The organism is Aquirufa esocilacus, assembly GCF_042715595.1.
GTDB classification, from domain to species: Bacteria; Bacteroidota; Bacteroidia; order Cytophagales; family Spirosomataceae; genus Aquirufa; species Aquirufa esocilacus.
Map to the genome: position 1 here is coordinate 642,450 of NZ_JBBKXX010000002.1, position 22,853 is coordinate 665,302.

The 22,853-nt window shown below is 44.8% G+C and carries 19 protein-coding genes; 9 read left to right on the forward strand and 10 right to left on the reverse strand.

Annotated elements, in window-relative coordinates; genetic code table 11:
* The first annotated feature begins 89 nt into the window (after positions 1 to 89).
* From SKC37_RS08260 to SKC37_RS08275, 4 genes are read left to right on the forward strand one after another with little or no spacing between them, the layout of a single operon-like run.
* Positions 90 to 1,658, forward strand: coding sequence for a capsule assembly Wzi family protein (locus SKC37_RS08260; RefSeq protein WP_377981025.1), 1,569 nt, complete (start codon positions 90 to 92; stop codon positions 1,656 to 1,658).
* Positions 1,652 to 3,289 carry a capsule assembly Wzi family protein gene (locus SKC37_RS08265; protein WP_377981026.1) on the forward strand — a complete coding sequence of 546 codons (1,638 nt, stop codon included), beginning with the start codon at positions 1,652 to 1,654 and terminating at the stop codon, positions 3,287 to 3,289. Before SKC37_RS08260 ends, SKC37_RS08265 begins: the two co-directional genes overlap by 7 nt.
* Positions 3,276 to 4,535 carry an O-antigen ligase family protein gene (locus tag SKC37_RS08270; protein WP_377981027.1) on the forward strand — a complete coding sequence of 420 codons (1,260 nt, stop codon included), beginning with the start codon at positions 3,276 to 3,278 and terminating at the stop codon, positions 4,533 to 4,535. Before SKC37_RS08265 ends, SKC37_RS08270 begins: the two co-directional genes overlap by 14 nt.
* Entirely contained in the window at positions 4,525 to 5,292 is a 768-nt protein-coding gene (locus tag SKC37_RS08275; protein ID WP_377981028.1) for a WecB/TagA/CpsF family glycosyltransferase, read from the forward strand. The genes SKC37_RS08270 and SKC37_RS08275 overlap by 11 nt, the downstream gene beginning before the upstream one ends.
* On the opposite strand, the gene SKC37_RS08280 is transcribed toward SKC37_RS08275, so the two are convergent.
* The gene (locus SKC37_RS08280; protein ID WP_377981029.1) at positions 5,267 to 6,655 is read right to left on the reverse strand and encodes an undecaprenyl-phosphate glucose phosphotransferase; all 1,389 of its coding nucleotides are present in this window, start codon (positions 6,653 to 6,655) and stop codon (positions 5,267 to 5,269) included. The genes SKC37_RS08275 and SKC37_RS08280 overlap by 26 nt on opposite strands.
* A gap of 57 nt (positions 6,656 to 6,712) precedes the next feature.
* Here SKC37_RS08280 and SKC37_RS08285 point away from each other — a divergent pair, with 57 nt between their 5' ends.
* Positions 6,713 to 8,236 (forward strand): capsule assembly Wzi family protein, encoded by a 1,524-nt coding sequence (locus SKC37_RS08285; protein ID WP_377981030.1) that lies wholly within the window; start codon positions 6,713 to 6,715, stop codon positions 8,234 to 8,236.
* A 60-nt stretch (positions 8,237 to 8,296) separates the two neighbouring features.
* Positions 8,297 to 8,563, forward strand: a complete 267-nt coding sequence (locus tag SKC37_RS08290) for a PEGA domain-containing protein (RefSeq protein WP_377981031.1) — start codon at positions 8,297 to 8,299, stop codon at positions 8,561 to 8,563.
* Here the strand turns inward: SKC37_RS08290 and SKC37_RS08295 are convergent.
* The 6 genes from SKC37_RS08295 to SKC37_RS08320 form a co-directional block, all read right to left on the reverse strand.
* Positions 8,560 to 9,687 carry a trans-sulfuration enzyme family protein gene (locus SKC37_RS08295; protein WP_377981032.1) on the reverse strand — a complete coding sequence of 376 codons (1,128 nt, stop codon included), beginning with the start codon at positions 9,685 to 9,687 and terminating at the stop codon, positions 8,560 to 8,562. The genes SKC37_RS08290 and SKC37_RS08295 overlap by 4 nt on opposite strands.
* Entirely contained in the window at positions 9,684 to 10,418 is a 735-nt protein-coding gene (lptB, locus tag SKC37_RS08300) for an LPS export ABC transporter ATP-binding protein (protein WP_377981033.1), read from the reverse strand. The genes SKC37_RS08295 and lptB overlap by 4 nt, the downstream gene beginning before the upstream one ends.
* 262 nt (positions 10,419 to 10,680) lie before the next feature.
* Entirely contained in the window at positions 10,681 to 11,202 is a 522-nt protein-coding gene (locus tag SKC37_RS08305; protein ID WP_377981034.1) for a hypothetical protein, read from the reverse strand.
* A 21-nt stretch (positions 11,203 to 11,223) separates the two neighbouring features.
* Complete coding sequence (locus SKC37_RS08310; RefSeq protein ID WP_377981035.1) at positions 11,224 to 11,430, reverse strand: helix-turn-helix transcriptional regulator; 207 nt, start codon at positions 11,428 to 11,430, stop codon at positions 11,224 to 11,226.
* A gap of 187 nt (positions 11,431 to 11,617) precedes the next feature.
* Positions 11,618 to 12,922 carry an amidohydrolase family protein gene (locus tag SKC37_RS08315; RefSeq protein WP_377981036.1) on the reverse strand — a complete coding sequence of 435 codons (1,305 nt, stop codon included), beginning with the start codon at positions 12,920 to 12,922 and terminating at the stop codon, positions 11,618 to 11,620.
* A gap of 8 nt (positions 12,923 to 12,930) precedes the next feature.
* Complete coding sequence (locus SKC37_RS08320) at positions 12,931 to 15,939, reverse strand: amidohydrolase family protein (RefSeq protein ID WP_377981037.1); 3,009 nt, start codon at positions 15,937 to 15,939, stop codon at positions 12,931 to 12,933.
* Between the two features lie 82 nt (positions 15,940 to 16,021).
* On the opposite strand from SKC37_RS08320, the gene SKC37_RS08325 reads away from it, so the two are divergent.
* On the forward strand, positions 16,022 to 16,630 hold the full coding sequence (locus SKC37_RS08325) for a hypothetical protein (RefSeq protein ID WP_377981038.1): 609 nt from the start codon (positions 16,022 to 16,024) through the stop codon (positions 16,628 to 16,630).
* Here SKC37_RS08325 and SKC37_RS08330 read toward each other — a convergent pair.
* The 3 genes from SKC37_RS08330 to SKC37_RS08340 form a co-directional block, all read right to left on the reverse strand.
* A complete protein-coding gene (locus SKC37_RS08330) occupies positions 16,591 to 16,998 on the reverse strand; it encodes a helix-turn-helix domain-containing protein (RefSeq protein ID WP_377981039.1) in 408 nt (135 codons plus the stop codon). The two genes, SKC37_RS08325 and SKC37_RS08330, sit on opposite strands and share 40 nt — an antisense overlap.
* A 102-nt stretch (positions 16,999 to 17,100) precedes the next feature.
* Entirely contained in the window at positions 17,101 to 19,479 is a 2,379-nt protein-coding gene (locus SKC37_RS08335) for a glycoside hydrolase family 95 protein (protein ID WP_377981040.1), read from the reverse strand.
* Positions 19,480 to 19,483: 4 nt separating this feature from the next.
* On the reverse strand, positions 19,484 to 20,245 hold the full coding sequence (locus SKC37_RS08340; protein ID WP_377981041.1) for a TylF/MycF/NovP-related O-methyltransferase: 762 nt from the start codon (positions 20,243 to 20,245) through the stop codon (positions 19,484 to 19,486).
* A gap of 198 nt (positions 20,246 to 20,443) precedes the next feature.
* Between SKC37_RS08340 and SKC37_RS08345 the strand changes: the two genes are divergently transcribed.
* Entirely contained in the window at positions 20,444 to 21,532 is a 1,089-nt protein-coding gene (locus tag SKC37_RS08345; protein ID WP_377981042.1) for a hypothetical protein, read from the forward strand.
* Between the two features lie 630 nt (positions 21,533 to 22,162).
* Positions 22,163 to 22,849, forward strand: coding sequence for a hypothetical protein (locus tag SKC37_RS08350; protein ID WP_377981043.1), 687 nt, complete (start codon positions 22,163 to 22,165; stop codon positions 22,847 to 22,849).
* Positions 22,850 to 22,853: the final 4 nt, after the last annotated feature.

Below are 22,853 nucleotides of genomic sequence, written 5' to 3' on the forward strand. Positions count from 1 at the left end.
TCTACAAGAGTTTATATTACTTATGCACACTTAGTTTTTTAGCCATTTTCCTCCTTTTGTTCAGCGCCGGATTATTCCTAACTTTGTTTATGAAGTTTTTGCAGTCGCTTTGTTGTCTTTTGTTTTTAATTGGGGCTCCTGTCTGGGCCCAAAACGCCATCCCCGTCGGATTCTCCGGCATCGATGAGCAAGTGCGCAACTTGCAACTTTTAGGCAAAGTAGACGCGAATCAATCCATGCTCGCTAGACCCTTTTATTCTACGGGAAAGCAAAGCATGCAAGAGCTATATCGATTGATCGATCCCGCTGCAAACGACTCCATTAAGAGTTATAAAAAAGGCCTATTTCAGGCCATTTTATTGCCCGCATCTCTTTCTCAAAAACTGAATACCTCCCGTCCTTACGGCTGGAACGACCAAGCGATGTCCATTTCGAATGGCTACCAACTGCAGGCTAGCGCCGGAATCTATGGCAGATTTAGCATTTTACATGTACAGTTTAAGCCGGAGTTTGTTCATACGGGATCTGCAGATTACGAAACAAGTGATGCGTGGGGTCAAGTCAATCCCTCTCTTGACAGAATAAGTCTAGGACAATCTTCCATACGTTTAGAGGCGGGTGGAATATCGCTAGGGGTGTCTAACCAAAACCTTTGGTGGGGTCCTGGTCATTATTCATCGCTACTGATGACAAATAATGCCGCTGGTTTTCTGCACTACAGTTTGAATACAACGCGTCCTTTAAAGACTCCGATAGGATCCTTTGAATTTCAATTGATCTTAGGCCGGATGACCCGGGATTCCTTACAAGGCTATGAGAATAATGCGTTGAAAAGACGTGATTTGTCTTTTAATCCGAAGAACCGCCAGTACAATGGAATCATCTTGACGTATCAGCCTAAGTTCATGAAAAACGTCTTTTTCTCCGCATCTCGGTCTTTTCAAAACTACGAAGTGGATCGTCCCGGCGCTAGATTCATGAATACCTACTTGCCAGTTTTAAACAACTTGTTTAAGAGTGATTATAACGACGACACGCTCAGCAAAGATCAGATTTTGAGTCTTTCTACGCGCTGGCTAATGCCGAAAAATCACGCGGAGGTCTACGCGGAATTTGGCTATAATGATGCGAAGCAAAATCTGCGGGATTTGATGCTAGATATGTCCCATTCTGCGGCTTGGGTAGTCGGTTTTAAAAAGCTACATCTCCTCAATGCTCGGACTTTTATTTCCTTACAGGCAGAAGCTACCAAGATGTCAGAAACGCCATCCTATTTAATGCGTGGGGCGGGAAACTGGTATGAACATGGCCAAGTGTATGAGGGTTTTACGAATAACAACCAAATCATTGCGAATGGGGTGGGGCATGGAAACGATGCACAGTCCATTGCGGTCAGTTGGAATCAAGGCTGGACGAAGTTGGGTTTCACTTTTCAACATGTAGCGAATCGACCGACGACGACGGCTGGCGGTACGGCTGTTTATACCCGAAGTGTAAAATGGGATGATTATGCCTATGGTTTACAAGGCGGTTATCGCTACAAAAAGCTCTTATTTACCGCGGATATGAAGTGGGTAAATTCCAGCAATTATTTATGGGAAGCGGGCCATTCGAAATCGAATCTGTACGCTTTTATTAATACGATTTTCTTATGGTAAAGTACGTTTTAGGCCTCTTATTGCTCTCTTGCTCGGTCTTCGCCCAGACGACTTTACTGGATGATATCAGCTTGCAGGATTTGCAACGCAATGCGCAATTATTGAATGGTAAGGATTCGTCGAAATACGAGAATCAATCTTTTATGATTCGCTCGACGTCTCGATGGCAAGAACTGGAATCATCAGGGGGAGACAAGTTTAAACTACAAGGCATTTCGCTTCGACACACGTCTCAAAACAATAATTTAATGCCTTTCGGATTTAATGAGGGCAACATGTATCCATCGGTGGGCTTTCAGCGCCGTTGGAGTGTGGGCGTGCATTTTACGTGGAAGTTTTTAGATGTTAATTTGCAACCGGAATGGGTTCAGGCGGAGAATTCACCTACGATTCCGTTTGCGGGTAGTCCACAGGATGGGAACTATTGGACGCGTGTGTTCTTTTTGATTAATAATAACATTGACGCTTATAGCCACTTCGGTACGGAGCCATTAAAGTATTTTTTCCCGGGTCAATCGCGCGTAGCATTACGTTTTGGTAATGTGGCCACTGGAGTTTCTACAGAAAATAATTGGTGGGGGCCGGGCTTTAGAAATAGCCTGATGATGACGAATGAGGCATCCGGCTTTTTGCATTATTTTGTCCAAAACAGAAAGCCAATCCTTACTCCCATCGGTTCTTTTGAGGGGAAAGGGATCATCGGGATGTTAGAGAATACGGAACTGCTTTCGCCAGAAGACAAGAATTTTAGACCGATCTGGGCGGGAGGCATTGAACGCAAGAACAACTCGGTGCGGATGTTAAAGGCCTTTGTCTTGAATTGGCAACCGAAATGGGTGCCTAATTTCTATTTAGGGTATTCGTTTGCACAACAGAATTACTTTACAAACGAGGATCCACAACCGGGGAAGCCTTTTGTGGAAAATCCCAAAATGCAATTAGGCGCATTCTTGTTACGCTTCGCCTTGCCTAAAGACCATGCCGAGTTTTATGCGGAATTAGGTCAGCCAGATAAGGTCGTGGGGCCGGCGAGTTTCTTTGGTGATTCCACGAAAATAGGATTTGTGCTAGGAGGTCGGAAATTATTTCCTTTGGGCAAAAAGAAGAAATCCTATTTACAATTAGGTATCGAGTTTACGCAATTGCAATTGATGGATCCCGGTTTAGTGATTGATAACACACAGCCGGGTGGTGAGCCGCTACGGAATAGCTGGTACACGAGTACGCAGGTGCGCCAGGGATACACCCACAATGCGAAGGTATTGGGTGCTTCTATCGGTCCTGGGTCGAATAGCCAAACGATTCATTTGAGCTTCCACCGAGGTCGCAGCTTGATTCGTCTTCATGCGGAACGGGTGGCGAAAAACAATGATTTCTATGTGTATCAATACTATGGTAGCGGTTATGAGAATCGCTATTGGGTGAATTTGATGACGGGTGTGGAGGCGCAAATCGGCCTCACAAAGAACCTTTTAGTAGGAGCCTCCTATCTTCAGACCTCCGTAAATAACTTCATGTGGGTGCGCATCGAAGATGGCATCGCGGATTGGTCTGATTCGTCGACGAAGTCAGATTATACGAACCAGCAGTGGCAGGTTTCGCTTAAATACGAGATCAATGGACGTCGTTAAAAAACTTTATTTACAGGCCTATTTCTTTGTAATGGCACTTTATGTGTTCTTTAACAAGGGGATTGCGTATAGTTTTTTGGCGGAGGCTTTGTGGGCAGGGGGATTTATTGTGTTGTTTTTAACGCGCAAGGACTATGCGTTTGGCTGGGACAAGCGGACGAAGATTTTGGCCTTTTTGCTGGCAATTACAGTGGGCTATGTGGGCTGGGGATTGCGCTCTTATGCGCTATTTGATGTGATTCGCGATTCTTTCGTGATACAGTATGCTTGGTTTGCGTTCTTCGTTTTTCTGTTCAAGGATTTACGCGCGCAATTGTGGGGCTACATCATTTGGATATACACTTGGTTTCCGTTTTTCGCCTTGTTGAACTTTTATTTCCAAAACTTCTCTGAATTCTTCGAGAACTTCATTCTCTTCGGATCCGTACCTTTTGCGCTCTACAAATACGGCGATATGGGGGTTCATTTGTTGATTTCCTCTTTGGTGTTGATGCTCTATTTGAGTCACCGATCGGTTCGTTTTCAGATCACGCTGGCGGTGGCAATTTTGTTAAATTTATTGATCATTACGGCTTATTCTAGATCCGGAATGTTGGCTTATTTGATCGGTTTGGGGCTTTTTGTGGTGTACACGAAGCGCCAAGAGATGCGGGATTTGATCAAGCAATACCTACGCTATTTGCCTATCGTTTTGTTAATCGTTTTGCCGCTGTATGCGTCCATTAAAGTAAAGGAAAACTTCCAAGGGCGTAAGGTGGGGATGGACCAGTTAGTGGAGAATGTGGGATCGATTTTTGGGGTGAGTAAAGATGCGACGTTAGATGAAAATAAGTTCTGGCGCTTGGTTTGGTGGGCGAACATTATCGATTACAGTGTAACGCCGGAATATGCGGTGCAGGGAAAAGGATTGGGGATGAGTTTGGCGGAAAGTGATGAGGTGGTCACTGAAATCGACGATTTGCGTTCGCCGCATAATTTTAATTTAACGATTTTGGCGCGCTTCGGTTGGCCGCTGTTTTTACTCTGGTGTTATTGGTTGGTCTGTTTATTCAAGCCCATGTTTAAACGACGCCTGAATGACCAGCAATTGATGATTTCCTGCGTATTGTTCACGTTTTGGTTGAACGGTAGCTTCGACGTATTTTTAGAGGGTCCCATGGGAGCATTCCCTTTCTGGACCTGGGTGGGCTTGTATTTTTTAGGGGATTTCTTCCCGGAACCAGATGCCGCACCGAATGAAGCATAAAAGGGTCAATATTTTAGGAACGCCGGTCTCTTCGCTGACGATGGACGAATTGTTCATCGATTGGGAGACTGTGATTCAAAAGGTTGAAAAGGCGCAGGTGTGTATTACTCCGGTTAATTCGATTCTAGCGGCGCGCGCGACAGCGCGCGTTCAAGAAATTTACAAGCACGCGGATTATGTTCTTTGCGACGGCGTTCCTGTTAAATGGGCCTCCATTTTCCTAGGGAATCCCATTAAAGAACGCATTACGGGTTTAGATGTGTTGCCGCGGATATTTCCATTTGCCGCTTCGAGAAACTTCACCATGTTCTTGTTAGGCGCCTCTCCCGGCGTGGCGGAAACGCTAAAAACGGTGATGGAGGCGAAGCACCCAGGGGTGAAGATTGTGGGAACCTTTGTGCCGCCGTTCAGAGCAGTGTTTTCCAAAGAAGAGAATCAGGAAATGTTGGATGCGATTAACAAAGTCAAGCCGGATATTTTGTTGGTAAGTTTGACGGCACCTAAGCAAGATATTTGGATTGCGGAAAATCTGGCGAACCTAGAAACGCATCTGGCCATCGGAATCGGCGGAGCCTTTGAGGTAGCAGCGGGGATGATCAATAGAGCTCCGAAATGGATGCAAAAGAGTGGATTGGAATGGTTCTATCGATTCTTACAAGAGCCTAAGCGCATGTTTAGACGCTATTTCATGGAGGCGCCGGTGTTCATTCCGCTCATTATCCAACAAAAGCTTAGTACGCGTTCTGGTCGCCTCTAAAGAAGTTAATGACGGTCTGGAGGATGATTTGGCAATCTAACCAAAATGACCAGCGGTGAATATAACTCAAATCAAAGTCTACGCGTTCCTGCATATCCTCCGTCGTCCGCGTTTCCCCTCTGCAGCCATTTACTTGCGCCCAGCCACTAATTCCTGGCAATACGATGTGGCGTAACATGTAATTATCCACGGTATTCATCGATTCGATATTCAAGGGAGTCGGGTGAGGACGAGGTCCCACCACGGACATATCGCCCATCAATACATTCCAAAACTGCGGTATCTCATCTAAGTTCGTCTTGCGCAAGAATGCCCCCACTCTCGTAATTCGGGGATCATCTTTTTGCGCCTGCAAGTAATTCCCGTCCGCATCCACATCTTCACTTTCCTGCACCATCGTGCGGAATTTATAACAGATCAACGTCTCATTATTCAAACCCCAGCGTTCTTGCCGGAAGAAAATAGGCCCTTTGGACGTCAACTTAATGAGGATCGCAATGAGGGGGAAAAGTAGTAGGCCAAAGGTCAAAAAGAACACCAGCGAGAATACTACATCAAACGCTCGCTTCAACAGGCGATTTTCAATACGGTCTAACGGCAAACGCCCCACATTTACCACGGGCACCTGACCGATGGTCTGAATGCTGACAGAGGAGGTCGAATACTGCTTGAAATCAGGCAGAATACGCACTTTGGTCTTATAATAATCACAAATACTGATGCAGCGCTGAATGGTTGAATAGTCCTCCGTAGGCAAGGCGATCACCACTTCGTCGATATAACTGGACTTCAAAATGAGGTCTAATTGGCTAATTTTACCTAAGTAATTACAGCCTTGAATGTTATTTAATTCATCATCGATGATGCCCTCCACCTTATAGCCGTAGTAATAATACTTTTCTACCGTCTCATAAAAATTCTTCGCGGCGGCCGTCGCACCCACTAATAATACGACGTCATTCATCCGCCCTTGGTAAAAGGCCGCATGGCGATTCTTCCGTAAAATATACTTCGTAATGGCAGCAAAAACAAAATTAGCGCTGACGAAAAAGGCAAAAAAGGTAAAGTGGTAATCTCCGGTCGGCTTCAAAAAGAAGAGACTGGAGCTGAGTAAAATCGTAAATAAAACGAGGTGGTAAATAATAAAAATGATCTCCTCAGCGAACTTATTCGAGCGTCTATCCGCATATAATTTCGAGAATGACGAGACAAAATACCAAACCCCAATCGACAGACCTGCGAAAGCTGGATTCCATTGATTCAGGTGCCCAAGATTCGTAAGTGCCACCGTATAACCAGCGACAACCACGAGGGCATCGTTCACGTAGCGAATCAGCGAAAATCGATTGGACTTTTTGTTCATAAAAATCTTTGTGGTTCAAATTTACAACATTGCGCCCAATCCTCCCTAAATTTGTTCATGCTAAAACGGATCTTTTTTTTCTTGCTGAGCGCGCAAATCTATGCACAGACGGTTCCTGTGGGCATACCGGATTATTCTGAAGAGCGCTTACGTAATCAGCAATTGATTTCCGGAGCTACTCATTCGTTTACTATTAGGCCAGTTTCTGATTCTACTCATACGCGCATTCTGCCGGCTACTATCCTGACTTCCTATAACGCGCTAGCGCCCATGGGCTGGAATGATGGCGCCCTGATTCCGGCAAAAGGCCTGCAAACTTTTTTGACAGCTGGTGTTTTTCTACAATACAAGGCTTTGAGTCTACAGCTGAAGCCGGAGGTAGTGCTGGCAGAAAATTCAGCATTTGAGACCTTTTCCTTGCAGGGCGCTTACCGGGCTCCCATGCTCGTTTTGTGGAATAGCACGGATATTCCGGAGCGTTTTGGCACCTCTTCTTATACCCGTTTTCGCTTAGGCCAAAGTGCTATCCGCCTCTCTTCCCGTTCCGTTTCTGTCGGTATTTCCACCGAAAACCTCTGGTGGGGTCCCGGATTTCGAAATTCCTTATTAATGTCAAATAACGCTCCTGGCTTCTTGCACGGTACATTCAATAGCGTGAAACCTTTAAAAACGTTTCTAGGTTCTTTCGAATTTCAATTGATAGGAGGGCGATTAGAGGGTTCTGGTGTCCAGCCTATAGCGGCTGATTACATAGTCAATGGAATCAATTATTTAGAGCCTAAATCAACCGATGCGCGTTACATTTCCGCCCTAACTATCAATTACCAGCCGCGCTGGATTCCTGGTTTATTCCTGGGCTTCTCTCGTTCGTTCCATCTCTATACGTCTGATATGGGTTCTGGTTTGACAGATGTATTTCCATTTATATTGCCGTTTGAGAAGAAGCGAGTGCCGTTTGAGGATGGAAAGAGACGCGATCAACTTGCCTCCATCTCCTCCCGCTGGGTATTTCCAGCCTCCCAGGTGGAAATCTATGGAGAAATAGGTTGGAATGATTATCCCAATAGTTTGATTGACTGGTATTTATCGTTAGAGCACTCCAGAGCCTATTTATTCGGGATGCGAAAAGTATTTAAGCAAACCCCTGGCAAATATGTCCGCTTAGCCATAGAGAATACCTCCATGGAAATGACGGCAGATCGTATCGTTCGTAATAATGGTCCCTGGTATCGCCACGATTTCGTTCGCCATGGGTATACGAATGAGGGTCAGGTATTGGGCGCAGGAATTGGTCCAGGCTCTAATCTCCAAACGTTCGACGTAGCCTTTGTCCGTCCCGCAACCGTCGCTGGATTTACCATCGAGCGCTACGCACACAACATGGACTATTTCTATGACGCATTTAAGACCTACGATTCTAAATGGGTGGACGTAAATTTTGGTGGATATTACCAACGCCGCATCAAGCAAGTCGCACTCTCTGCTAAATTGAATTTCGCCTTGATTCGAAATTACCAATGGGTGTTAGACAATGTCAAATTGAATACCCAAATTCAATTAGCAGCCACTCGATATTTTTAACTAACAGGATATAGATTCATTGATTTTTCGGTATTTTTGAATTCTTAATTCAAAGCCTACATGAAAAATATTGTTATCGTCTTGCTAATCAGTGCATTGAGTTCTTTCGTGGCTCCAGCTACGAAAACAATCACCGTCAAAACGGATCCCATCGGAGCCGAGGTCATCCTAAATGGCTACTATGTGGGGAAGACGCCCATCGAAATTAAGATTGACGAGAAACAATACAATTTCCTTTCTATTTCGAAGTCCGGCTACAAGCGCCAGCGTGTCGAATTAAAAGGAGTCGATAAAGAAATCGAGGTAAAATTAGAGAAAGAGCTCTAAATAGTAGCCAGTGCCTGTTCTAGGTCAGCCCACAAATCATTTACATGTTCCAATCCGATCGAGAAACGCAATAAGTTTCCCGGTGTCGTACTTTGAGGGCCCTCAATAGATTTCCGGTGCTCTACTAATGATTCGACGCCACCTAAGCTAGTAGCTTGTTGAAATATTTGCAGTTTACCTGCCATTCCCCTCGTTTCAGATTCCCCCGTTTTCACTTGTAAAGCGATCATACCACTGAAACCTTGTGGCATTTGGGCCTTTGCCAAAGCGTGCTGTGGATGTGATTCCAAGCCCGGATAATGTACTTTTTCTACTTTAGGATGTTTTTCCAAACGCTTCGCTAGTTCCAAAGCACTCGCACTGTGCTCTCTCATCCTCAGCGGCAAGGTCTTTAATCCCCTCGCTAATAAGTAACAGTCCAACGGATTAGGCGTCGCCCCCATCAAAATCTGCACCCTTTCAATTCGCTTCGCCCACTCGTCATCCTCTTTCAACAGCACCGCACCACCCATAATATCGGAGTGTCCTCCAATGTACTTTGTCGTCGCGTGCATCACCATGTCAGCACCAAGCGCAATCGGGTTTTGAAGCACCGGAGTGCCCAAGGTATTATCAACCCCTAATTTAAGTCCGTGTTTTTTAGCGATAGCCGAGAGACCCTTAATGTCTGTAATGCTGAGCATCGGATTCGCCGGCGTCTCAGCCCAGATCAATTTGGTGTTCTTTTGAACCGCTCTTTCGACTGCTGCCAGGTCCGTCATATCGACTTGTGTAACTTCAAGTCCCCAGGGCCCCAAAATTTCTTCCGCCAGCTTGTACGATGCATAATAACCTACTTCCGGCATCAAGATATGATCGCCTGATTGAAGGCATTGGAAGACGGCGTTGACTGCGGCGAGGCCTGAGCCGAAGGCGAAGCCTCGCGACGCCCCCTCTAAAGCTGCTAGGCCTTTTTCAAGTGCCGTACGGTTTGGATTCGAGTTGCGTGAATACATGTGGCCTTTTGGATACGTTCCATCCAAATCCCGTTCAAAAGTCGTCGTCAAAAACACCGGCGCCGCAATCGCCCCCGCCGTTTCATCCTTTAAATGACTCCCATGTACCGCAATCGTCTCCTTTTTCATTTCTGGTTCTCTCTTAACTTAAAGTTTTTACCCAAATACAAACGACGAACTTGTTCGTCATCCGCTAATTCTCTCGGCGTCCCCGCCTTCAAAATCTTTCCCTCAAAAAGCAAATAAGCTCTATCCGTAATCGACAGCGTCTCATCCACGTTATGATCCGTAATCAAAATCCCAATATTCCGGTATTTCAACTTCGACACAATCGTCTGAATTTCCTCCACCGCGATCGGATCGACCCCAGCAAAAGGCTCATCCAAAAGAATAAACTTCGGATCCACCGCCAGCGCCCTCGCGATCTCCGTTCTTCTTCTCTCGCCCCCAGAAAGCACCTGTCCTAAACTCTTTCGCACATGCGTTAAAGAGAATTCCTCCAAAAGACTCTCCACCTTCTCTTTCTGCGCCGCTTTCGACAAATCCGTCATCTCTAACACCGCCTGAATATTTTCTTCCACACTCAAGGTCCTAAAAACCGACGCCTCCTGTGCTAAATACCCAATTCCAAGTCTTGCCCGCTTATACATAGGCAAATCTGTTACGTCCAAATCATCTAAATACACTTTCCCCTCATTCGGTTTCACTAACCCGGTCGCGATATAAAATGACGTAGTTTTACCAGCCCCATTTGGCCCTAACAATCCCACAATCTCCCCTTGCGCCACCTGGTACGATATGTGATCATTCACTAATCGCTGGCCGTATTTCTTGACTAAATTCTCTGTCCGTAAAATCATGCCTTAAAAATACGAATTATTTCGATGTTTTCGCGCTCCTCATTGAATGGGTGCATAGATACAAACGCATACTAGGCTTTGATTGTTCTGAATAGCCTTGTTGTTCGAAATGGCTTTGATTGTTCAGAAACGCCATATTGTGAAATAAATCGTCCGGCGTTAAAGTCGATTTTCAGGTATTGACAAAAAGTGTCAAAACCCGAAAACGTCTCTCAGTACCTTGAAACCATTTCAACATTATGCCCTTTCAGGCATCTCAGCGTTACAACACCACCCCGCTAACCGAATAGCGAGTAGGCGATGAAAACCAGCGCAAAGCTTGAGAGCCAGAAATGGTATAGGATACCACGCGACCTGAGACTAGGTGCATGGAGAGTTTTTTAGAGGTCAGGTAAATTAAATTCTCCGAAGAAATATCAAATTCAACGGTGGTAGGTCTGCCGGCAGAATCTACGGAGATTTGGAATGATTTAACAGGAAGATCCTCCCCCTTTTTTAACACATAATGTACAATGCCAGGAGCAGAGCGATCATCGTAACTGAGGGCGTAGGCAGGCTTATTGAGGTCGGCTTCGAGGAAGAGGGCCCATTCTTTAGCCAAATCCACCTGAACCGAATCAATCACTTCTGCTGTGCCATCGAGGATGACGGTCTTTTTTACCGAAAGGGGGGAAGATGAAAGGCGGTTCAGCTCTTTTTTCCAATCATAGAAATGGGTGGACGGCTCCGGGGAGGGGGTGCACGCAATGAAAGTCAAAAAGAGTAAAATGCTGAGGCGAATCATCCCCCCAAAGGTAAGAAATTTTTAGGCCGAGAATACATCCTCGATAGGAATCTTCAGCACTTTGATAAGTAGGTAAATTTTGGTTGCGTTCGGATAATGTTTGCCAGATTCCCAATAATTGTAGGCGCTTTGGGAAACTCCTACGGCGGTGGCGACTTGTGATTGTGTCATCCGTAAGGTCAAGCGTGACTTGATCAACACGGTCGAAAAGACTAGTTTGGTTTTCATAATTATTTAGTGGTTACAGTTATATTTTTGATAATATTCAGAGAATAAATGCAAAAACAAAACTTAAGTCACAATATAACTGAACTTTATGAAAACACTGATAATGAGGCGCAATGATAGTATAAAAAAAGTCCCCAAAAGACAAAATCGGCTTTTGAGGACTTTCTAGACTAAACTTTAATTCAACTTACTTCACATTATACTTGTACTTATAACGTTCAAATAATTGAGAATGTTTGTTGTCTAAATTCAAGGCGCGACCCTGAATAAAGGCATTCGTCAATACGCTTGAACGCATATCCAACACATCACCTGTGGAGATGATGATGTTTGCGTCTTTACCCGCTTCGATACTGCCGGTGCGGTCAGCGATGCCTAGGATTTTGGCAGCATTCAATGTGATAGCAGAAAGCGCTTCTTCCTTTGTCATCCCATAAGCGGACATCGTTCCAGCGTGGAAAGGTAGATCGCGTTGACGCCAGTTTCCGTCTCCGCCTTCGAAGCCCATGGAGAATAAAACGCCTGCTTTTTGCAACATGCTTGGTGTCTTATAGGGTTGATCTACGGCGTCATCTTCTGCAGCGGGTAAGCTGTGGATTTCTCCCAAAATCACAGAAACCTTATTCTCTTTCAAAATATCCGCAATCATCCAGCTGTCTGTGGCGCCTACGAGAACAAGTTTGAAGTTGAATTCTTTGGCAAAATTAATGGCCGCTAGCATTTCCTTCACTAAATCGCAATGCACGAAAAAGGGCTTGCTTCCGTCGAATAAGCCTCTCGTAGCTTCGAACTTCAAGTTCGTGCTTGTATGCGTCTTCTCATTCAGATATGCTTTTGCTTCCTTAAAAAAGGACCGCGCCTCTTCGAGGCGCGCCAAACCCGCCGCCACCGGATCCGCGTTCGCTCCTCTTCTTTGAAAAGCAGTTGGACGATTGATCAAGGCTGGCATCTTAAAGTGAATGCCATTGTCCATCGCGTAAGCGGCATCTTGCCAGTTCCAGGCATCTAATTGTACGACGCTAGAAGAACCAGGGATCATCCCGCCTTGCGGGGTGATTTGCGCTAATAAAACGCCATTCGAACGCACCGTGTTGATGATTTTCGAATCGGTATTGTAGGCTACGATCGAACGGATGTTCGGGTTCATTTCGCCTAATTCTTCGATGTCGATGGTCGACTTGGTTGAAGCGAATTCCACTAAACCTAAGCTCGAGTTAGGGGCGATTAAGCCTGGATAGACTTGCTTGCCAGTCGCATCGATGCGTTCTACATCCCCTGAGATAGTCACAGGAGTCGCTGAAACGGTTTTGATTTTGCCTTTTTCGAGAACGAGCGTGCCGTTTTCGATGATGGTCCCGTTACCCACGTGGATCGTGCCGCCGGTGATGACGATAGTCTTGCTTTGGGCAGGGGACGGGTGCATGGTTTCTTGTGCGAAAGCCGTAAGGCCGCTAAGCGCAAAGAAAAGAGTATATATGATCTGTTTTTTCATCTTGAATCTTAGTTTTCAGTGTTAGCCCAACGGTTCGAAATACGGTCCCAAATGCTGTTTCCATGGTGGTGATCCTCCTCGCATTCGTTCTCCGCCTTGTACGATGGAGTCGCTGGGCGAGTCGATGCGCCGCCTTTTTTCGCGCCAATCATCTTTTGCACTAAGCGTTGTTTTTCTACTTTCAATTCCGCTTGGCGAATCAAATCAGCCGCACGATCGAAAACTACTGCGCCATCTACGATGGTGTGCTCAGATTTCGCATAAATCGATAATGGATTGTCTGACCAAACCACGATATCGGCATCCTTCCCTTCCTTGATGGAACCGACGCGGTCAGCGACGTGTAACATTTTGGCAGGATTCAAGGTCACCATTTTCAAGGCCTCTTCCTCAGACATACCTGCGTATTTCACGGATTTCGCTGCTTCTTGATTCAAACGACGTGCCATTTCCGCATCATCCGAATTAATCGCCACGTTCACACCCGTTTTTTGCATCAAGTACGCATTTTGTGGGATCGCATCCGTCACCTCGATTTTGTAGCTCCACCAGTCTGAGAATGTCGAAGCATTCGCGCCGTGTTTGGCCATAATATCTGCTACTTTATAGCCTTCCAAAATATGGGTAAACGTGTTCACCGTGAATCCAAAATGATCTGCTACTTTCATCATCGCGTTAATTTCGCTCTGTACGTACGAGTGACATGTGATGAAACGCTTGTGGTTCAAAATCTCCACCAAAGTCTCTAATTCCAAGTCAATACGCTTGCCAGGACCTTGTTTTTCATAGTCTCTCGCGCGAGTGAACGCATCCATCAACACCTGCTCCACACCCATACGTGAGTCTGGGAAACGAGGATTTGACGTATTATAAGAGCGTTTCACGTTTTCGCCTAACGCGAACTTGATAAATGGATCCCAGTTCGCAAACTTCATTCCCTCGGCGTTAGCACCCCAACGGAACTTCAATAATTGCGTTTGGCCACCGATCGTGTTACATGATCCGTGTAAGATGTGGCTAGATGTCACACCACCGCTCAATTGACGGTAGATGTCCACATCATCTGGATCAATCACGTCTTGGATACGTACTTCCGCCGTCACCGATTGCGAACATTCGTTAATGCCGCCGGTTCCCGCTACGTGCGAGTGCTCGTCGATGATTCCCGCCGTCACGTGTTTGCCCGTTCCGTCGATCACGCGCGCTGTTGGATCTTTCAATCCCTTGCCGATCGCCGCGATTTTACCGTTCTTTAATAAGACATCGCTGTCCTTTAAAACGCCTGATTTTTCATTCGTCCAAACCGTCGCGTTCTTGATCAAGATCGTTTCGGCCGTCGCTGGCTTAGGTGTTCCGTATCCCGCAAATGGGTAGATTACGGATCCTAATTCCAATTTATCTTCTTTCTTACCTGCTTTTTTCCCTACGGTATCTGCCGACGCGGAAGCCGTTGCTTTCCACGAAATCCAGTCGCCGTTCGCTAATTGGCCTGTTCCCGTGAAGCTCGCTTCTGCGAACGTTCCCGTTAAGCGCGTACGCTTGCCTTTGTCGGCTTTCGATGAGAAGCTTAAGTTGATAAGGGATTCTTTTTGGGTGAAGTCAACTGAAGTGGTGTCTTTGGCCAAAATCTGAACCTTATACCCTCCGGGCTCGCCTGAGATGCTTAAAGTCGCCTTGTTTGCTCCTAATTGTAAATCATATTTTCCTGCCAAAGAACTCCATTGTTCCTTCGCAATCGGATACGCATCGCCTTGCACCCAGTTCTCAATGATGGTTGTTTTCTCAGCGAAAACCGGACCATTGGTGATCACGAAGTTCGCTAATTTACCTGCATCCAGACTTCCGACCATGTCAGAAACGCCTAAGATCGTTGCTGGGGTTGAAGTCAACGCCTCAAGCGCCTTTTGCTCGCTTAAACCATATTGAATCGCCTTGCGGAGATTTGGCATAAAACTGTTCACGTCTTTTAATCCATTCGCCGTGATCGCGAACGATAGACCCGCTTTCTCAAAAGTCGCCGGGTTCGTAGGCGCTAATTCCCAATGCTTCATATCCGCCACGTTCACAAAACGCGCGTCCGTCGGATCCTCTAAATCCATCGCTTGTGGGAAATCCAAAGGCAAAATGAATTTCGCATTCGATGCTTTCATCTCATCCATACGTTGGTATTCGTTCCCGCTCGCTTTGATAATGTATTGAACGCCAAATTCATCACCGATTTTGTCCGCACGTAAAGCAGACCACTTATCTGTTACCTCGAAGATTTGAGGAAGCGCTTGAATCTCATTAAAAGAGGCCAAAGATAAATTCGTTCCCTCTTTCGACGGCTTCGATTTGTACCAAGCGGCGTCTAAGAAGTTTTGGCGTAAAAGCGCAATCGAACCCATCAAAGAGCCCGGATAATCCTGCGTCGACGACCCCTTATTAAAGGAATAGTGTGCAGATGCCTTCTCTTTCAAAACCACCAAGTTTTCTCTTTGCTTCGCTAAGCTCACGAAAACGCCGGTTCCACGAGAGATACCGTCCATTTGGTGCGTTAAAACCGTGCCAAAGCCCAGCTTGCGTAATTCCTTTGCCTTCGAATCATTCACCTCAAACAATTTCGCGTGCGAAACCTCCGATTTGATGGCCTGATTCCAAGAATAAGGGCCTTTTGTGTTCGAAATCATTTGGGATGGAGAACGGAATCCGCCGCCACCAGGTGCTACGGGATTCATCCCATAATCACTGTAAAGATCAATGAAAGACGGGTAAATGTACTTACCGCCACAATCGATTACCACCGCATCTTTAGGGACTGCCACAGCTCCGACCGATTCGATCTTACCGTTTTTAATCACCAAAGTCGCCTTGGTTAAAGTCGTTTTTGCATCTTTCACGATGGTCGCGTTCGTAAAGGCATAATAGCCATTCGACGGACTTGCGACGTCATTAATCGGGAAAGTGACTTGAGAAAAGAGAGACGTGCTCACGAAGAGGAACAGGGCTCCCAGCCAAAAAGGTTGAAATTTTTTCATTCGTTGATTTTTGTTGGAGATTAAAGATAGAAAATTTTTGTCTTTGGCCTATCTTTGTCTACACATTTTGCCTAAGTCAATCATGAACACCGCTAATACTATCGCCGCTCTAGTGGCGAATCCTGAATCCCATGCCCGTTTTTTGAACACGCTTTCCTTTATGGAAAATTCCGGTGCGCGAAAAATTTCCAAGTTTGAGCACAAAAAAGAGGTCAGCCTAATCATCCTAAAACACGCCGCAGAAGAACACCGCCACGCCTACTATCTCAAGAAGCAAATCAGCAAATTAGTTCCGTCCGGCTTCGAAACCTATGACGATTCGTTCTTGATTAATCCACGCTCTTCCCGATTTTATCTAGACATGTTAGACCTGCGCGTTAGCCAATATGCGAAGAAAAAACTAGGCCTTACCGGCTACGACGTAAAATGGGCGGCCTATTTATTAGTGACCTACGCCATTGAATTGCGCGCAGATGAATTATATCCGATTTACCAGCAAATCCTGACCGAGACAAAATCAAAAGTCCAAGTGAAATCCATCATCGTGGAAGAAGAGGGGCACTTGGAAGAGATGATTTCGCAATTAAAAGCTACTTGGCCAGACTGGGAACAGCACGCTGCCGTGGCCGTTCAGATCGAAACAGAATTGTATCAGGATTGGGTGAGTTCGCTGGTCGCGAAAGTGGCATAAGGTCTGTTAAAAGCCTCTTGCTGCATCTTAAATAGTTCCGCAATCCCACGAATGGTCTTTTTAGACATCCCTTTTTTGTATTTCAAGATATCAGAAATCAAACCCTCGCTGACTTGCAGTTTACGAGCTAGATCCGCCGCTTTCATGCGGTGTTCAGCCAGTAAGGATTTCAATAATTGAACAGGATCTAGGTTACGAAATGTACTGTTTTGTTTATCGTAGGTCTCGATCAGCAAGGTCAAGAGATTAATCTCATCTTGAATGGCCGGGGTAATGTGAGTGCTAAAGACGAGTTTTTCGAGCATATCGCAATAGCTTTTGTATTGAGTATCTGAGTCAATGACGCGGTATTTCAGGGAAGAATTCATGGGATTAGTAGCTGCTTATGGTGTATGGACTTTCATGGTGGTTAGGTGTTTTCGCTAAAAACAAACCTAGCACTAATCCTTCACAAACTTACCACTAAAACTTCACAAAACGTGAACTTCTCCCGTTTTTATCAACAAACTTTTAATCTCGCCATTCACCTTTACTTTCGCCGTGCTTCCTTTCAGTCCTTTCAGGTGTAGAGACGTCACTTTGCCGTCTTTCCAGCTCATCGAAACCTCGAATCCGCCACGCGTTTTTAAGCCAGATACTGCTCCATCAGAAGCCCAAGCCGCCGGTAAAGCCGGAAGAGTTTCGATTAATTCTGGAGTTGATTGAACGAGCATCTCTGCCACTGCCGCTGAGCCACCAAAGTTCCCATCGATCTGGAATGGAGGGTGTGCGTCGAACAAGTTCGGATAAGTGCCACCGCCACGAGCGTAGTCCACTTTTACGCCGTCCGGTTCTACGTATTTCAAGAGTTCGCGGTACATTTTGTACGCATGATCTCCGTCACGCAGACGTGCCCAGAGGTTAATTCTCCAGCCTTTAGACCAGCCCGTTGTCTCGTCTCCTTTGATCTCTAAGGTCTTTTTAGCTGCCGCTGCGATGGTTGGCGTCTCTGCCACCGTCACGTGCGTTCCCGGGTATAAACCGTATAAATGAGATTGGTGGCGGTGTTTCGGATCCGTGTCCTCCCAGTCGAAATACCATTCTTGCAGATTGCCTTTCGCACCTACTTGATACGGAAGTATACGGGCCAAAGCCTTTTCTAAAGACGCCTGGAAAGCCGCATCTTTTTTTAGGACTTTTTCTGCTGCGATTAAGTCCAAAAACAACTCGCGAATCATCGCCAAATCCGCTGTCGCCCCGTAGGCCGTCGCTCCTTGGTAGCCCGTAGGCGTGATGAATTTGTTCTCTGGTGAAGTTGATGGAGACGTGATCAAGCGACCATTTTTATCCTCAATTAACCAATATAGGCAGAATTCCGCCGCACCGCGCATCAAAGGATAGGCCTTCGCCTCTAAGAATTTCTTGTCCTGTGTGAACAGATAATGCTCCCACAAGTGGGTCGAAGCCCAGGTCGCGCCCATAGGCCAGTTCGCCCAGCTTGGATCTCCGTTACCGAAATCTCCCACTGGATTCGACATCGCCCAAATATCCGAATTGTGGTGAACCACCCAACCCGGCGCATCGTAAAACGTCTTCGCCGTAATCCGTCCCGTCTTTTCTAGGTTCTCTAAGAAGCCCAAAAACGGCGCGTGCATCTCACTCAAATTCGTATTTTCTGCCAGCCAATAATTCTCTTCTGCATTAATGTTCATCGTATAATTACTCGACCATGGTGGTCGAATGTGGGGATTCCACAGTCCTTGCAAGTTCGCTGGAACGCCCGGCGTCCGCGAGCTCGAGATCAATAAATACCGCCCAAACTGGAAGTACAAGGTTTCGAGGTAGTTGTCCTTTTCGCCTTTGGCATAACGTCTTAAACGCTCATCCGTAGGCAATTCCGGTGCATTATCCGCCGGCAAACTCAAGTTCACGCGCTTGAAATACGGCTGGTAATCCGCTAAGTGGCGCGCCAATAATTGCTCCGCACCCTTAAAGCTGGCCGCCTGCAAACGCTTCTCAGAAAGCTCATCCTCATTCAAACCCTCTTTCGACGGGCTCTTGTCAAAGCCATTAAAGCTCGTCGCCATCGTCACTAAAATCGTCGCGTCCGTTCCGCCCACCATCTGCAAGGTCGAATCCGTTCTCAGCACTTTTCCATCCGCAGACTGGATCAAAATATCGGTTGCAAAACGAGTCCCTTTTGAATCATCGAACATAATCGGATTCCCTTGCTTGCGCACATAATTCGGATCAGCTCGCACCGGCGCCGTTCCTTTCGCGTGCAAGTGATTGATGGTCGATTTCGTTGCGTATTTCAACAGCGACTTGAATTGAACCGTAAAATTCAACCCCTTTTTCTCCTTACTCGTTAAGTGAATGACGAACACATTGTCCGGATGCGAAAAGAAATATTCTTTCTGAATCTCGTTCGTTCCTGCGTGGTAATGCACGGTCGAAACCGCCTTATCTAAATTCAATTCGCGGCGGTATTCCGTTGGATTCTCGTGATTAAAATCGACATATAAGGTTCCCAGCGGCGCATAAGACTCCGAGAATTTACCTTGGATTTTACGGACCAAAGAATCCGCCGCCTTATAATTCTCAAGACGCAAAGCCTCGCGAACCGCCGGCAAATTTTTATAGGCCTCCTTGTTCATATAGGGATCCATTGGCTCCCCAGACCACAAAGTCAGGTCATTCAAAAAGATTTTGTCGCTCTTAGTCCCGCCAAAAACCGTCGCCCCTTGCTTCCCATTTCCCAGCACAAGCGCCTCTTCAAAATACGTCGCCGGCTTATCGTACCACAATCGCATGGGTTTCTGTTGAGCGAATGTGCTGAATGCCAAAAGGGTTAAAAATAGGATGCGCATAGGTTTATTTTTTTATCGCCAAACGGCCCGTGTAGTCAATTCTCTGTAATAAAATCGAAGTCTTTTGCTCTGCGAAATACTCGTCCACCGCTTTGCGGCAGCCCTCCCAGTGGCCATAATCGTCGATGATCATAACGCCGCTTTCGCTTAAAGATGGATATAAATGAATCAATTCGTGCTTCGTAGAAGTGTACCAGTCCGTGTCTAAACGTAACAGGGCGATGGCGCCTGCGGGAACTGTGACAGGAATCGTGTCTTCGACTTTACCCTCCACGTAATGGATATTTTCTGCAGGAAATGAGCTGTTCGACATCGTTAATTTAACGTCGTCTAAGTTTGCCAAACACCAAACCGAAGTCTCCTTCTGATCCTGGGTTTGCTCGAGCATTTGGTCCGCTTTTTGGCCCCTAAAATCCACATCTTCCGCCGTAGGTTCCGACATTCCCTCAAAGGTATCGTATAAATAGAGGTGGCGATCGCTCACCCCGCGGTGCGCTAACACCTGTGCCACCATCAAAGACGACCCACCACGCCAAACACCACATTCCACAAAATCCCCCGGAATATGTTGATCAATCACATAATTCGTGGCCTGATACAACGCAAACATCCGCTCTACCGAAGTCATCGTGTAGGGCTGGCATTTCTCATAAAAGCTCCAAAAGGTTTTGTCCTGAATATCCGCGTAGGGCCCAGCGGCCTTGCGATCGAATTTGGTGACTTTGTAGCCGAATTTTTCAATGAGGTTTAGGAGGAATTTGCGCATAGGAGGTAATTTCTCCTAAAAATAGTAAAATTTTTGTGTTTTGCTAAGATGCAGTTACAACATCTAATTTTTTTTAGCATTAAATAAACGCATTCATTTATTTAACGGTTATCGATTTTAATCGTGCTTTAAACATCATATTTCAGTATTTTTATTTCTAACTTTAAGCTATATTTTTAATCATTCAATCCCCAATAAATGAAAAAGGCTCTTCTCATTATTAACCTAATCTTACCTCTTTTAAGTAGTAGTTTACACGGACAAAAAGCGATTGAAACAAAAAAAATTGTCACTAATTTAATTAGGGGACAATATGAGTTAGATGGTGGAATAGGACTTAGTGATAAGTATCTTGGGGGGTACCAAAGTGGCCGTTTTATATTAGAAATTTCAGTTGATGCTAAAACAAAGGCCAATTATTGTTGGATGCAGCAGCAAGTATTTGAACAAGAATATAACCCTAATTTAATTCGCAATGGGGTAAACCTCAGCAGTAATTATTCTTGGAATACAGTGGACGGGTCCTATGCTAGTGGGACCTATAAGATTAATCCAATTGACAGTTCAGTGACGTTTACTTGGAAGAAAAAATATCAAAATATTCTGCCTAAGGCTAAGCTTAAAAAAATGAATTATGATTTAATTTTGGAAGTGGCGAAAGATAATTACTTCGTAAAAGGATTTGATTATGAAGATGGAGAAATGTACAGAAGTAAAAGTAGGTTAGAGCAGATTGCTTTCGATAGAAAACGAGAAGAAGAAGATAAAATTGCGAAAGAAAAAAGGGAGGAGGCAGAAAAAATAAAAAGGCGAGAAGAAGAAAAAGAACAGGAAAGAAAAAATAGGGAAAGAAATGAACAATTAGCCAAAGAAAATCTGAGAAAAGAGGAGTTAATGCGCGCCAAGTTAGAAAAAGAAAAGGCCGAAATTTTTTTAAAAGATCTTATTTCAAACAGTCGAACAATTGCTAAAATCGAATTAAGTAGGGAGTTTATAGCAACCATTAAACAAGCCGAAGAAATTTTGGTAAATATTGGCCCTAATTGGCGTTTTGTATTTGAAACAGAAATTAAAAGTTTGGTTGACCTAAATGGGATGAAAGGTAATTTTTCTAATACGAGGTATTTAGATTGGACCGAGAGGAATCCATATATCGTTAAAAACGCAGACGGGGAATACAAAGAGGCTCTTTTAATTACTAATGATTATGGGTTTAGAAAATTATCGTTTAAAGAAGCAAATCCACAGAAGTCGTATAATATGTTTTTTGTTAAATCTGAGCAATAGTCATCCAAATTAATGCCCTACGATCTACTCCTCATCTTATCGGTTTCCTTTACCCTATTTTGTGCGCGCGGTCTATGCTATGAATTCCACAAGGATTACAAAAACAGCCAGCGCAAGTCTAGAGGTGTACTTAACATTCCGCTAAACCCAAGGTTCCGTACACGTGGCTAATTAATGAAGTCGTCAAATGGACGGCACCACATCTGTTAGAAACCTCCATCAAGCATTATCCCAAAGTCAAGCTAATTTATAGACGACATCAAAGTGTGCGGGGTCGGTACCGAAGTGACAGAAATACGATTGAAGTGTATGTGCATCCCAAAATCAAGTTAGAGCAACTGGTCAAAACCACCCTACACGAAGTCCGCAACTATATGTAACATAAACCGGATCCGGCAATTGACAGTTATGACCGTTATAGCGCTAAACTAGTCTACTACCAAAACCCCTTTGAAGTAGATAGTCGATCGTATGCAAAAAAGCACTATAAACAGTGCTTGGAATATTTGCTGAATAATGGGTGGGTTTGATTGAAAAATTCAACTTTAAATAAATTTAGCACTAAATAAATGGAAGTCAATTAGAGTAGTTGTTATATTTACCATTAAGTTAATTAGTATCAATTTAGCTATGGGTCAATGTTCTTGGTGTGGAAGGTATATAGGCGACAAATCTCAGATTTGGCATATTAATGTAGAGGAAGATGGACAATTGTATCAATCTCAGGAAGTTTTTTGTTCTAAAAAATGTACTCACGAATATCCGTATAGCGGAACGCCTAATAAGAACCCTAATTTGGGGTGCTACATTATCTTAATAATTATAGCATTATTTTTACTCTTTATATTTACCTACAATCCTAGTGTAGAAGACACAAATTCAAGCAATAATTCCACCAATAATAAAATTCGAAACGAAAGTATTATTGTAGATAATAATCAACCTGTAGTTGAAAATATAGTTATAGATTCTAATCAGCAACAAAATGACGCACAAACATTGTCTAATTCAAATGAAGCGGAGATAGAAAATAATTTAAGTTCTAGAAATTTAACAAGGGACCCGAGGGATAAAGGGTACGCAAATATCTACTTCGACCCGCAATTTACTCTCTATGATTTTTTAATGGACACTCCAATCTTACCTAACGATCAAGGTATTTACGAATTATATTATACTTCAAATGAAAATCCAACTCCGAGAAAATTCATAGGTACCGGAAATCAATTAGCAAGTATTAAAGAATTTAAGTTTGTGAATTATGAAAATTGCGAGCAGATGTGTGAGAATATTAAAAATTCTCAAACTCTCAAATAGATTG